Source organism: Candidatus Poriferisodalis multihospitum (assembly GCF_028283155.1).
GTDB classification, from domain to species: Bacteria; Actinomycetota; Acidimicrobiia; order Acidimicrobiales; family Poriferisodalaceae; genus Poriferisodalis; species Poriferisodalis multihospitum.
The window spans coordinates 1-12675 of sequence record NZ_JAPYOK010000086.1 but is presented as its reverse complement, the minus strand read 5'-3'; the positions used below and the strand labels follow the sequence as shown (position 1 = coordinate 12675).

The window sequence follows — 12675 nt, the reverse complement described above, 5'->3', positions numbered from 1 at the left end:
CCGCTCAGGCCCGGGTATCAGCATCTAGCTTGCACTCATGACCGAAACGCTGACGGGCGCCAACCGCTCGGCTGGGATCAGTTACGACGAGCTGTTCGACAACGACACGCACCCAGTGTCGGAGGTGTTGCGGCGAGTCGGCGAGCACACACCGGGCAACACGCGGGTGCCGGCCCGCGTGTACTACGCGCAAGATGTCCATGACCTTGAAGTCGAGCGGCTGTGGAGCCGCACGTGGCAGCTCGCCTGCCTCGCGGAGGAGATTCCCGAGGTCGGCGATTACCACGTCTACGACATCGCACACCTGTCGTTCCTGATCGTCCGCACCGCTCCCGGCCAGATCAAGGCCTACCGCAACGCCTGCCTGCACCGGGGCCGCAAGCTGCGCGAGCACCACGGGCGGGGCGCGTCCAGCCTTCGCTGCCCCTTCCACGGCTGGTGCTGGGAGCTCAACGGCTCGATGCGGGAGATCCCCTGCCAGTGGGACTTCCCCGATGTCGATATGGCCGATTACGGGCTGCCCGAAGCCCTGGTCGGCACCTGGCACGGCTTCGTGTTCATCAACCCCGACCGCAACGCCGCGCCGCTCGCCGATTACCTGGGCGACCTGGCCGACCACTTCGCATTCGTGCCGTTCGAGCGCCGGTACAAGGCGGCGCACGTCTCCAAGCTGATGCCGATGAACTGGAAGACGTGCCAAGAGGCGTTCATGGAGAGCTACCACGTGGTGGCAACGCATCCGACGCTGATGGAGTCGCTCGGCGACGCCAACAGCCGCTACGACGTCTTCGGCAACTACAGCCGGGCCATGACCGCCACGGGCGTGCCCAGCCCGCATCTCGACGGCCAGCCCCGCTGGGAACGCATCGACGACGGCAAGGAGTACGGCCGCTGGCGACATCCGCTGAGCGGACACATCTACGAGCGCAACGACGACGGGCAGGTGGCCGTCACCGACCTGGACGGCAACGTCAGCACCTTCGATGAGCACGGCAACCACCTCGACGGTGCACAGACCCAGGCCGACCCGCACCTGTGCAAGTGGATCGGCGGCCCGCTGCCGCCGGGCCTGGAAGAGATGCCGCTGATGACGCCCCATCCGCCGCCGGAGGTGACCAATGTGAGGGGATGGCTGGCGGATCGCAAGCGGGCCCAAGTGCAACGGCAGGTGGGTGACGCCATCGACGTCGGGGCCGTCAGTGACGCCGAGCTCATCGACTCCATCTTCTTCTCGGTGTTCCCGAACTGGTCGCCGTGGGGCTGTTTCAACCCGATCATGTACCGGTTCCGGCCCAACGGCGACAACCCCCAGGAGTGCATCTTCGAGGTGATGCTGTTCCCCCTCGCCCCGCCCGATCCGGCCGATCGGCCGGCACCGGCGAAGATGCGCCACCTCGGCTTCGACGACGACTGGACACTGGCGCCTGAGCTGGGGCCGCTGGCCAAGATCTTCCAGCAGGACTCGCTCAACCTGCCGCTGGTACAGCAGGGCCTGCGGGCCCAGGAGCAGCAGGAGGTGATCTTCGCCTCCTACCAGGAGACCAAGATCCGGCACTTCTACCAGCACTACTTCGCACGGCTGGCGCCGAAACTCGATCGCTCGACGGGTGCGGTGGCTGCTGCCCCGGAAACCGCTGTGGGCGTGGCCACGCGCGAGAACGGAACTTCTGACTGAGCTCCTAGTCGCGCTCGCTGCCGAGCCTGCCGCCTGACCACCACGACTCGAAGCGCTGCTCGATCGCCGACCAGACCAGCTCGACGATCGGTCCGCTCGGGGGCACGACGTAGGCGAACACGCCGTAGCCGTCGTCGGGCGGCGCGGCCGCTGCGGCAACCTTCCAGCCGGCATGCAGGCAACGCTCGGTCTCCGCAGCCACGTCGTCGACCCACACGCCCACGTGATGGACGCCCGGATCGTCCGAGCCGTCCCAGATCGTGCCCGATTGGCCCTGCAGCAACTCGAGATGCTGGGGCCCTTCGCGCGAGTACGTGAAGGTCAGCTCGACCGATTGGAGACCCTGCTGCGGGGTCCACACCTGCTGCGCTGCGTTGTGCTGCACCGACGCCCAGCTCACGCCCAGCGTCTCGCCCATCTCTGCCATCGCCGCATCCAGGTCTGGCACCCGGATCCCCGTGTGGAAGAGCCGCTGGTAGTCGATCATCGGACAGTCCTCCCGAACGCGGCCATACTCGCGCAGGGGGTGTCCGGATGAGCCGCCAGACGCTTGTCGAACTCACACGCAGGACGCTCCAGCACGCCCGTGCAGGAACGGTTCCGCTGGCCGGCGACATCGGCCGGGTGCCGGCGGCCAACTACTACGACCCCGGTCGCTGGCAACTCGAGATGGCGCGGGTGTTCAAGCGCACTCCCTTGGCGCTGGGCTTCACCTGCGAGCTGCCCGAGCCCCGCAGCTACAAGGCGCTGGAGGTCGCAGGCGTGCCCGTCCTGCTGTCACGGGGCGCCGACGGCCAGATGCGCTCATTCGTGAACATGTGCAGCCACCGCGGCTCGATCGTCGTGCAGGAGGGAACCGGCACGACCCGCCGCTTCACCTGCCCGTACCACGCGTGGAGCTACGACAACGAAGGCCGGCTGGTGGGCATCCTCGACCGTGAGGAATTCGGCGACCTCGACCCGGACTGCCATGGCCTCGCGCCGCTGCCCGTCGCCGAGCGAGCCGGCATCATCTTCGGCGCCTTGACCCCCGGGGTGCCCTTCGACATCGACGCCTACCTCTGCGGCTACGGCGAGATGTTGGCGCACCACGAGTTCGCAAACTGTGCCTACGTGGGCAGCCAGAGTGTCGACGGCCCGAACTGGAAGGTGGCCTACGACGGCTATCTCGACTTCTATCACCTGCCGATCCTGCACCGGGAGTCGTTCGGGCCCGGCTACTCCAACAAGGCCATCTACGACGCCTGGGGCCCGCACCAGCGGGTGACCTCGCCCGACCGCCGCTTCCTCGCGCTCGACAACCTTCCCGAAGACGACTGGCCCGCCGACCTGCTGACCGACGGCGTGTGGACGATCTTCCCGCACACCTCGGTTGCCGGGTTCCAGGTGAGCGCCGATGGCGTTCCCGGCGGCGGGCGGATGTACATGATCTCGACGCTGTTCCCCGGCGACACTCCAGACACGTCTCGCACGGTTCAACACTTCCTGGCCACGTTCGAGCTCTCAGAGCAGCTCGACGGGCTGATCGAAGCCCAGAAGGCGTTTCTGCTGCATGTCGTGCGCGACGAGGACTACTACAACGGCAACCGGATCCAGCGGGCGGTGAAGACCGGAGCCAAGACCGAGTTCTTCTTCGGTCGCAACGAGGCCGGTGGTCAGCGTTTCCACGGCTGGGTCGATCGCCTCGTGGCCGCAGAGACCGACGACGACTTCGCCAATCTCTTCAGCGCTGCGGAGATTTCCTTCCAGCGCTAGCTGGAAGCGAAAACACAGCCAGCGCTAGCTGCGCGATGCGAGCCAGCGGGAGGTGGCCTTGGCCATCTTCGAGCCGTCGTAGCCGATGCGCTGGGTCGGCTCCACCTCGAGGATCACCCGCCGGGGCGAGTCCAGAAATGAGACGAACGCGGCTTGGCCCGCTTCGTTGCCGGGCCAGAGTGCCGAGGCCAAGGCCGGGTAGAACCACGCCTTCGTCTGGGCGTCGTCGTGAACCGTGCAGGTGCCCTTCCACGTGATCGCCTTGTTGCGCGGCATGGGTGAGCCGGTGCTGGTGACCACGATGCACACCCGCGGATCACGTCGCACAGCACTGATGCGCGCCCGCTGGCTCGACGCAGTCAGCCAGAAGCGGCCGTCTCGCCAGACGTACGACATGATCACGCCCACCGGCCAACCCTCACGGTTCGCCCAGATGAAGGTGCACTCGTTGTGTGCCAGCAGCAGCTGCTCCTCGACGTCGGCGTCGAGGTCGTACACCGTGACGTCTTCGTAGTTCTCTTCGGGATGGATCTCTGGAGATTCCTCTGTCACGGTGCGGCTCCGTTCGACGGCGGTATCAGCGGCCGGCGCTGGCGTCGGCGCGGATGACCTCGGCACCGGTCGGATCGACGAGCATCCCGTGCACCCATTGGTTGTGCGCGTGACCGACGTGCTGAAGGCCGAATGCCTGCTGCAGCGCCTGCGGGAAGCCCATCGCATCGACGGACTGGTTTACCGACATCTTGGCCAGCTTGAGCCCCATGGAGGGCCGCGAGGCGATGCGCACGGCCAAGTCGAGCGTGGCCCCAGACAACTCGTCGCGAGGCACGACCCGGTTCACCATGCCGATGTCGCGAGCTTCCGCTGCAGACATCGACTCGCCGGTGAAGAGCAACTCCTTGGCCCGGCGCGCGCCCAGCTCGAATGCGTGCGCGAAGTACTCGACGCCGTTCACACCGAACGCCACGACGGGATCGGAGAAGGTGGCGTCGTCGCTGGCCACGACGAGATCGCACGGCCACACCAACATCAGCCCACCGGCGATCACCTTGCCCTGTACCTGCGCGATCGTCGGCTTGGGGATGTCGCGCCACCGGGCGCAGAAGCCCATGTAGATCTCCTGCTCGGTCGACATCCAGCCCTCGGCCCCCGGCTTGCCGAAGCCAGCCACCGGTCCGACGGTGTCGAAGCTGTCGAAGCTTGACCGGTCGCGCAGGTCGTGGCCAGAGGAGAAGTGCTTCCCGTTGGCGCCCAAGATGATGACCTTCACGTCGTCGTCGGCAGCCGCCGCATCGAACGCGCTGGTCAACTCGTACAGCATCAGCTTGTCCTGCGCGTTGGCAGCCTCGGGACGATTCAGCATGATGCGCGCCACGCCGTCGGCCGGGATCTCGTAGGTGATCCGCTCGTAGCCGTCCGGGGATGGGGCAGTTGCTTCGCTCATGGGCTCACGGTAGCCACACCCGGCGACACAGGGCGTGGCCTGCTAGACCGGTCGGATGCCTGCGTATCTCATCGCGAACTATGACGTCGTCGACCCCGACAAGTACAAGGAGTACCAGCGTGGCGCCGCCCCGATCATGGCGGGCGGCGGCAAGCTGTTGGTGCTCGACCCAGCGTCGGTCATCAAGGAAGGCGACGCCGGGGCGCAAACGGTCGTCATCGAATATCCCACCATGGAGGCCGCTCGGGCGGCGTACGAGTCGGACGACTACCAAGCCGTTGTGGGCATCCGATTGGGAGCAACCACCAACGGCCGCGCAGTGCTCGCCAACGGCATGGGCTGACCAGGCTGGCTTGACCGCTCAGACACCTCCGCCTCAACGACGCTGCCTTCACACGGCAGGACAGCGAGGAGACGGATCGCTCATCTGCGGATGAGACGCATGTGATCCAATACGTGCGGCCACTGGGGCAGGGCGACGGGCCGCGCCGCAACCTCGCTCAGTCCGCAAACAGCTGACTGAGCGGATAGGTGAATCCCGGCAGCACGTCACCGCCGTCGAGGCTGTCGGCCTCGGTCAGCGTCTCCACGGCCTCGGTACCGGCGCGATATACCTCCCCCGTGCGCGCAGCCGGGAACACCACCCACACCAGCTGCACTCCGAAGCTCAGCCACATGCGCGCCTTGTCGCGAACATCAGCATGCCGGTCCGACGGCGAGACAACCTCCACCACCAGATCGGGGACAACCTGGGCATAACCATGGATGGCCCGACCCATGGGCAGCCGCTCGCCCGAGGTGAATGCGACATCGGGAGCGCGGACCGTGTCGGGATCGTGCTCGAGATGCACACCTGAATCGCCAGCGACGACGACGCCGAGCTGGCGCACCTCGACGTGAGCGACGAGTGCGTGGGTGAGCACGGCAACGACCCGCCCGTGCTCATGACCCGGGGGCGTCATCTCGCAGAACACTCCCCGGATGAGTTCACCGCGCACCTCGTCGTCGAGCTGGAACAAGTCGTCGGCGGTGAGCAACGTAGTCGGGGAGGGTTGAACGGCAGTCTTCATTTAATTTGAATGCCTTTCATCACTTCGGGCGCCGACTCTACACCGTGAGCGTATTGACGACGACGGTCGAGATGCTGCCCCGCCATTCTCGCGCCCCGGCAATCCACCAGCGAAACGGATTCCCCACGCCCGGGCGGATCTGCTGCTACCCACAAGCAGTGCTGAGCTTCTGGCGGAGCTGCGCCTGCGCTGGCCAGACCCAGCGCGTCATAGCAAGACGGCAAGCCAAGCTGGCAGCACCACTCCGACGGTGGCCGCTACCGCCGCAGCGCGCGTGATGAAGACCGGCAGGCCGCTCGCCAGCCGCTCCACCATCCGATCGGCCTCGCGGTCCGATGCGAAGGTCCGCCCTCGCATGAAGTCGTTCACGAAACGGCCACAGGACGTCAGGACCTCAACGCTGTTGTCTCCGATGTAGAGCTCTTCACCGCCGTTGCTGTCGGCACGCCGAGCAACCCGGTACTTGAGTCCGTGTCCACTCTGCCCGCCATTGCCGGTCGATGAAGGTGTCCCTCTCTGGGCTTCACTGACAATCACGAAGTAGCGATACGCGAATCGCTCCCTGCGCTTCGCCTTGACCCCGGTACCGAGACAGGCTGCACAACTGCTGTCGTGCCGAGTCCAGAGCTTCATCTGTATTCCCTTCGCTGCAGGCTGATCTCTGATCTCGCCCTTCCCATTGGAAGTCTGCTGGCAGTGGGTACACCGGCCTCCGCTCGCGGGAGGGACCAAACTTGTAGCGCGGCAGATCGTGAGCACGCTGTCTGCTGGCTGGCTTGGGCACACTTGGTGCAATTCCGGCCGACTCCTAGTGAGCTGCCAGAAGGCTGCACATCGGCACGGCACCTATGCCTGACGGCTGATGCTGCTGTCCACCTCGGTCAGCCAGTTGCGCATTTCGTGGGGTATCTCGGATTCATGCAGTCGGCGTGCGAGCGTCTTCGGCGACACCGTGTTGTGTCCGGCGTCTTGGAGAGTCCTGTTCAGTGCCTTCAGGATCTCTTTGGCCGGGTATCTGTGGAGGCGCCAGACGGGGTCTGCTGCGAGTGGCCGGAGTTCGGTGTTCGTCTCGCTGAAGGTGCTGGCAATGTCCTTCTTGGCGGCTTGGCTCAGGAAGTGCCGTTCCTTGCCGAACTGGGCAAGGACCCTCTCGGTCATGTCGTCCGTGATCGATGCCAACTGGTCCGAGATGAACTGCGCCGGTGCGTTCGACACGCGTGTCAGTGCCGCTGGCTCCAGCAGGTAGCTCTCGAGTTCCTTGCGCTGCCAAACGTGAGCGTGGACCCCGATTGCTTCGAGACGCGAGCGCACGTCGCCGACGTCCGCATCGGCCCGATAGTCGCGATCGAGCAGCACATGCACGTCAACGGAACCCTGAAGGAAGTCCGAGACGAACCACTGGAAGGGCTCGACCTGGACCCAGTTGGTGAAGCCCCCGATCTCGATGACCGCGCAGTTGCGCTCGCCAGCCAGATGATCGGCGTGGGCCGTCTTCGCGAGTTCCCGGATGATGGACATGTCGTCGCCCTCGACGAACACCACTGTGCGGGCACGCAGGGCCGTGGCGAGGCGTAAGTTGAAGCTCGAGCCGATCTGCGTCGACAGGTCTTCCTGTGACGCAGCCTGCGGCCGACGCACGGCTCTGCGGCGGGACTTGTCGACCCACACGACCGACTCGGAAGGCGCCTCTGCGAGCATCTCGGACGAGTGGGTCGCAGTGATCGTCTGTGCCTCTGTCGAGTCGAGCAATCGCACCAGGCGTCGTTGGAGGTCGGCATGCAGATAGAGATCAGGCTCATCGAGGATCACCACATCTGCCGACCGCAGACGCCAGAGATGGGTCAGGATCTGCACGAAGATCTGCATGCCGTCGCCGACCCAGTAGAGCTCCTTCGGCGTCCTGTCGCCGCGCTCTCGGACGAACACGTCGAGTTCTCGGTAACCCGGCTTCTCGCCTTCACGTGTTTCGACGGAGAGTTCCTCGATCTCGGGGAGCCGCTCGGTGACGAACTCCGTGAATTCCTCGAACTCGCCACCGTTCTTGATCAACAGCAGCTGGTTCCGAGCGTGCTGGCTGGACCTGCGTCCTTGGAAACTGGACCGCACGTACGCCTCGTCCAGCACCGACTCGGTGCGGTTCAGCGGATAGAGGCCGGGGACGATGCCGATCGGTCCCGTCATTTCTCGAACATCTGCCGGCCGCACTATCGGCCGCTCGTCAGGCCGACGCAGATAGAAGTACGGCTCCGGCACGGCGTCATCCTCATCAGGCCAAACTCCGGTGAGAATCAGGTCGGTGTCCGCGCGCCCCGCGCACTCCGTGCGCATCGACACCACCGACTCCTCGGGGCGGAACTGATGGCGCAGATTCTCGGTCACCAAGCCGTACTGATCGGCGCGGAGCGAGTGTGTGCGTGCTCGGCGTTCACCGTGTGCTCGGGACCCGGTCGGCTGTCTGCGTGACGCGTGCTCCAGCATTCCTGCCGCGGCCCTCGCTGCTGCGATGAGGGTTGATTTCCCCGCGTTGTTGGGCCCTACCAAGAACGCACTGGACCCAAGACGCACAGTGAACCTCTGGAACGCCTTGAAGTTCCACAAGTCGAGCTGTTGGATTCGCATCGGACCTTCCGACCGCCGGGTGTCGCGACGGCAACCGTAGGGGCCAGCAAACGCAGGTAGAACCGCCGCCGAGAGGGTCGCGGGCTGCAATTGCCCCTTGACGCCAAATGCGACGAGGTTGTCGACGAATGCCTAATCCCGGACCTCGTCGATCCATGCCTGCTGCTCTCGAAGCAGCGACATGCACAGCATGATCGCCAGAAGCGAGTTCTCTCGTGTGAGGTGATCGACAGTCGGCTGGTGAACGGTCGCGTGCCGCGACACGGTCTCGGGAATCGGGTCGCCTTGCTCGGGGTAGAAGCCTTGGAAGAACTTCGGGATGGGCGACAGCAGTGCGCGGCGCGGCACCTTCGTGCGCGAGCCAGCTCTTCGGGCCTGAAGCACTTCGAGTTCGCTTCGCGCAAGCGTGTACTTCGCCAGTTCTGCCTTCTCGTACGCCGCTCGCTCGTCGTCGTCGAGAAATGCCAGCACGCGACGCCTTGATGCCCAGATCGCCGGCTGTTCCGCGACTGCGACGGCTAGCGCCATCGCCGCTTCGTAGTGACCGGTCTCGTATGCACGCTGGGCCCGACCGGCGAGCGTTTGAGGGTCGCGCAGTTCTTGATCGTCGCACTCGGCGAGTACCGATCTGCAGTGGTTGAGCACGGCCTGTTCGTTCGCCATGAGCACGGCCACTCGGCGATTCGGCTCGGCTGCTGCCAGTTCCATCAGAACTGCGCGGGGCGGCACCCAGGCGACGGGAATGCCGCTCTCGGCAGCGATCGGCAGCACCTGATCGGGAGTGAGTCCGCTGCCGCGCCAGTTGGACGGACGCAGCCAGTCCAGCGCCGCCCACAGCGCCGGGTTCCTCTTCGCTCGTTGAAGCACGTCAGGATCGTCGACGAACTCGAATTGCTCCCTGATGTCACCCATCGAGACGGTCTTGATCTTGCTCACGACCGCATTTCTACTGGTCAGCAATACGATTCCTGGAGCCCGATCGATGCCGCCGAATGCCGGGAGGCTCCGCCGGAGCATCGGTCCGGAACCCGCCCGACAGTGATACTCAGAAAGCTTGCCTAACCGGTGTGGTCTGAGGGTCCCCGGCTGGATGCTGGGGGCCGGTACGGTGCGCTCTTGGGTGTGACACCGTGGCGCGAGAGTGATGCTCGACTGAGGACCAGTCGCATTTTCGGGAGGGATGCCATGTCGAGCAATGAACGTGCCGGGAAGCAGTTAGCGGCGCTGTTAGGTGCAGTAGGCGAGCAGGACATCCGTCGCAGACTGGCGAATCTGTTGGCCGAGCTTGGTGCTGGCGACTATGCGTTAGAGGTGCGGGCGGGCACTGGTGCCGCTGACCTGGTGTGTCACGAGTACCGAGTCGTCATCGAGACGAAGGCCCGTGGCGAAGCAGGCCCGGAGCGTCTCAGGAGCGGAGTGAGCGAAACGCAGTTCGGTCAGGTCGCTCGCTATGTCGAGGCGTTCGCGGATCGTCGTTTGGATCTCGGCAGCCAGCGGCCTTGGCGGGGATTCTTGACCGACGGCCGTGTGTGGTGGGGCTGGGAGTGGCAAGCGGCGGCTGGCGGGTCGTCTGGTGCGGGCAGCCTGGTGGCGTTGCCGCACGTTCAGGGGCTGGTCTTCGCCGACGATGTGGGCGCTTTCGGCCAGTTCGTCGTTGAGCATCTGGCACCACCGGAGCGTCGCGGAGCGCCGGCACCCCCGTCGCCGTTGCGGACGCTGTTCGATCCGTTTCTGGCCGAATTGCGGGTGCTGTTGCCGACGGTTGAGACCGAACCGTTCTATGAGACGAAATTCGGTTTGTGGCGGCGCACGCTTCAGGGGTCTGGTTTGGTCGGGCCGGGCGCGATCGGTCAGGCGCACAACTTCGCTGAGCACACGATGCTCGTCGTCGCGGCCCGGATGATCGTGCTCGCAGCGCAGGACGGGTCGCTCATCGATGAGCTGCCCGAGGCTGTCGCTGACGGGTTCTGCGCCTGGCTCGGCGATTTCGATGCGGGCGTCGATCTCTTGGAGCGCTTGGCCAGCAGCGTGTCGCAGTATGACTGGCGCGCGGCAGACCGGGACTTGCTGAAAGAGCTGTATCACGATCTGATCGACCGTGACGACCGCAAGGAATTCGGCGAGTACTACACGCCGGACTGGCTGGCAGATGATGTCGTGGATCAGGTGCTCGTGAAGGACCCCGCCCGCCTGGACGCCGCGATCGAAACCGCAGCGCGGACACTTGAAGCCGGGCCAGCTTCCAACGCTGCTGAACAAGGTGCGTTCTCGATTCTGGACCCAGCTTGCGGCTCTGGCACGTTCTTGTTCTGGTCTGCCAGAGCGGTCGCCAAGCGCATCCGTTCAGCGCACCCGCTGCTTGCGGGGCGGACCAGGGAGATCGTCGCCGCGATGGTGACCGGCCTCGACGTGCATCCCGTCGCCGTCGAGATGGCCAAGGCGACGCTGGCCACGGCGTTGCCGCCCGGCGGTATGGTGCCGCTGCGTGTCTATCTCGCCGACGCACTGCTGCACTCAGAACAGGCACAGCAGAACATGCAGGGCACGCTCGGCCTGACGTCTGCCCAAGGTCAGCGCATCGACATCCCGGCTGAGGTCATCGAGTCGCCGCGTGCTGAGGTGCTGGTACGCACGCTGGTCGATGCTGCGGTGGGCGAGAGCAGCCTCGATGCTGAAGATGCCGATACGCAGGCGTTGCTCAGCGAGGCGGTGGCGCAGCTGTCGGATGCTGTGGCCGACGAGGGCGATCATGTCTGGCGCTGGTACATCGGCAACCAGGTCGCGCCGTCCGCGCTGGCGCGCAACAAGGTGATGGCCATTGTCGCCAACCCGCCGTGGCTGGTCGCCAACGACACGCCGGCGGGCACACGCAAGGATCAATTGGCGACGCTCAGCGAGCGCTATGAGTTGCGGCCGAAGGCGAGGTGGTCGGCGAAGGGTGACTTGGCGTCGGTGTTCTCGGCGCGCGCAGCCGATCTGTACCTCGAAGACGACGGGGCGTTCGGCCTCGTTCTGCCCGGCAGCGCACTCATCAGCCAAACATGGGAGTCATGGCGCTCGGGAAGCTGGGGCGGCGCGAGGGTCGGCTTCGACTACGTGGCAAGCCTCGACGACGTGGAGCCGCCGCCGTTCAGGCACGCGCCCAACGGCACCTGCATCGTCGTCGGCAGGCGGCTCGGCGGCGCCGCCGTCGAATGGCAAGATGCGATGCTGCTGCGGTACTCGGGCGACCCCGAAGCCCCGACAGTGACCGAGATCGTGCGCCGCGAGAGCAAACCGTCGCCGTATGCGCGCCGCTTCCGCCGCGGAGCCGTGGCCTCGCCGCTGGGACTGTGCCTCGCACTCGATCCGATACAGCCTGGCGACAACGACACCGCCACGGTGCACACGAAGGCGTCAACGAAGCCACCCTGGACAGGCGTGAGCTTTGAGGCCGTCGTCGAGACCGCAGCGCTGGTACGGACCCTACGCTCGCAGACACTTGAGCCATTCGTGTGCTCGCCCGATGCCTGGCTCATCGCGCCGCTCACCGAGCATCGCCGAGCAGTAATGGAACTGAACGACGCCGACTTCCGGTCGTCAATGCCGCACACCCACGAATACTGGACCATCGCCGAAAGCCGCTACGCACGCGACCGAGCCAAAACAGCCGGCGCGACCTTGTCGGAAAACGTCGACTATCAGCGCACGCTCACGAACCAGCTCGCGGCAGGAGCCTCCGAGCAGCAGTGCAAGGTGTTCTACAACAAGTCTGGGGACACGCTGAAAGCCTGCCGAGGGCCAGCCAACCTCGTTGCTGACGACAAGTGCTATTGGTACGTCGCCGCCTCGGTTGAAGAAGCGCTCTACCTCTCGGGCGTGCTCAACGCAGAGTGCCTGCAAGACGCGTGGCGAGAGTCAAAGACCTCGAAACTCCACTTCGATACCAACCCCCTCAAACACGTCCCGGTACCGGCCTTCGATCCAGACTCCGCGCTCCACGCTCGAATCGTGGACGCCGCTCGAGAAGCCGAGCTTAGAGCGAGCGCCGATAGGTGGGTCATTGGGGTTGCCAGCGGTCGCGGTGGTCGATGAGTTTGATGACGATGATGAGCGTGACAGCGAGGGCGATC

The 12675-nt window shown here is 65.4% G+C and carries 11 protein-coding genes; 4 read left to right on the top strand and 7 right to left on the bottom strand.

What is annotated here, in order from left to right; genetic code table 11:
* The first annotated feature begins 37 nt into the window (after nt 1-37).
* Nucleotides 38-1675: an aromatic ring-hydroxylating dioxygenase subunit alpha gene (locus tag VI480_RS08310; protein WP_323672363.1), complete on the top strand. Its 1638-nt coding sequence runs from the start codon at nt 38-40 to the stop codon at nt 1673-1675.
* Nucleotides 1676-1679: 4 nt separating this feature from the next.
* On the opposite strand, the gene VI480_RS08305 is transcribed toward VI480_RS08310, so the two are convergent.
* A complete protein-coding gene (locus VI480_RS08305) occupies nt 1680-2162 on the bottom strand; it encodes a VOC family protein (RefSeq protein ID WP_323672362.1) in 483 nt (160 codons plus the stop codon).
* A 47-nt stretch (nt 2163-2209) separates the two neighbouring features.
* On the opposite strand from VI480_RS08305, the gene VI480_RS08300 reads away from it, so the two are divergent.
* Nucleotides 2210-3430, top strand: coding sequence for an aromatic ring-hydroxylating dioxygenase subunit alpha (locus VI480_RS08300; protein ID WP_323672361.1), 1221 nt, complete (start codon nt 2210-2212; stop codon nt 3428-3430).
* A gap of 24 nt (nt 3431-3454) precedes the next feature.
* Here VI480_RS08300 and VI480_RS08295 read toward each other — a convergent pair whose 3' ends face one another.
* On the bottom strand, nt 3455-3982 hold the full coding sequence (locus VI480_RS08295) for a pyridoxamine 5'-phosphate oxidase family protein (protein ID WP_323672360.1): 528 nt from the start codon (nt 3980-3982) through the stop codon (nt 3455-3457).
* Nucleotides 3983-4007: 25 nt separating this feature from the next.
* Nucleotides 4008-4874: an enoyl-CoA hydratase gene (locus tag VI480_RS08290; protein WP_323672359.1), complete on the bottom strand. Its 867-nt coding sequence runs from the start codon at nt 4872-4874 to the stop codon at nt 4008-4010.
* 55 nt (nt 4875-4929) lie between these two features.
* Here VI480_RS08290 and VI480_RS08285 point away from each other — a divergent pair, with 55 nt between their 5' ends.
* A complete protein-coding gene (locus VI480_RS08285) occupies nt 4930-5217 on the top strand; it encodes a DUF1330 domain-containing protein (protein WP_323672358.1) in 288 nt (95 codons plus the stop codon).
* A 157-nt stretch (nt 5218-5374) separates the two neighbouring features.
* Here VI480_RS08285 and VI480_RS08280 read toward each other — a convergent pair whose 3' ends face one another.
* The 4 genes from VI480_RS08280 to VI480_RS08265 all read right to left on the bottom strand — a co-directional run bounded on the left by VI480_RS08280 (nt 5375) and on the right by VI480_RS08265 (nt 9499).
* Complete coding sequence (locus VI480_RS08280) at nt 5375-5944, bottom strand: Uma2 family endonuclease (RefSeq protein ID WP_323672357.1); 570 nt, start codon at nt 5942-5944, stop codon at nt 5375-5377.
* 207 nt (nt 5945-6151) lie between these two features.
* Entirely contained in the window at nt 6152-6313 is a 162-nt protein-coding gene (locus tag VI480_RS08275) for a hypothetical protein (RefSeq protein WP_323672356.1), read from the bottom strand.
* Between the two features lie 477 nt (nt 6314-6790).
* Complete coding sequence (locus tag VI480_RS08270; RefSeq protein ID WP_323672355.1) at nt 6791-8323, bottom strand: ATP-dependent nuclease; 1533 nt, start codon at nt 8321-8323, stop codon at nt 6791-6793.
* A 372-nt stretch (nt 8324-8695) separates the two neighbouring features.
* Nucleotides 8696-9499, bottom strand: coding sequence for a hypothetical protein (locus VI480_RS08265; protein WP_323672354.1), 804 nt, complete (start codon nt 9497-9499; stop codon nt 8696-8698).
* A gap of 480 nt (nt 9500-9979) precedes the next feature.
* Between VI480_RS08265 and VI480_RS08260 the strand changes: the two genes are divergently transcribed.
* The gene (locus tag VI480_RS08260) at nt 9980-12637 is read left to right on the top strand and encodes a class I SAM-dependent methyltransferase (protein WP_323672353.1); all 2658 of its coding nucleotides are present in this window, start codon (nt 9980-9982) and stop codon (nt 12635-12637) included.
* The last annotated feature ends 38 nt before the right edge of the window (nt 12638-12675 follow it).

Coding starts and splice junctions, on each gene's coding strand:
- VI480_RS08310 (WP_323672363.1), top strand. CDS start 38: ATGACCGAAACGCTGACGGGCGCCAACCGCTCGGCTGGGATCAGTTAC.
- VI480_RS08305 (WP_323672362.1), bottom strand. CDS start 2,162: ATGATCGACTACCAGCGGCTCTTCCACACGGGGATCCGGGTGCCAGAC.
- VI480_RS08300 (WP_323672361.1), top strand. CDS start 2,210: ATGAGCCGCCAGACGCTTGTCGAACTCACACGCAGGACGCTCCAGCAC.
- VI480_RS08290 (WP_323672359.1), bottom strand. CDS start 4,874: ATGAGCGAAGCAACTGCCCCATCCCCGGACGGCTACGAGCGGATCACC.
- VI480_RS08285 (WP_323672358.1), top strand. CDS start 4,930: ATGCCTGCGTATCTCATCGCGAACTATGACGTCGTCGACCCCGACAAG.
- VI480_RS08280 (WP_323672357.1), bottom strand. CDS start 5,944: ATGAAGACTGCCGTTCAACCCTCCCCGACTACGTTGCTCACCGCCGAC.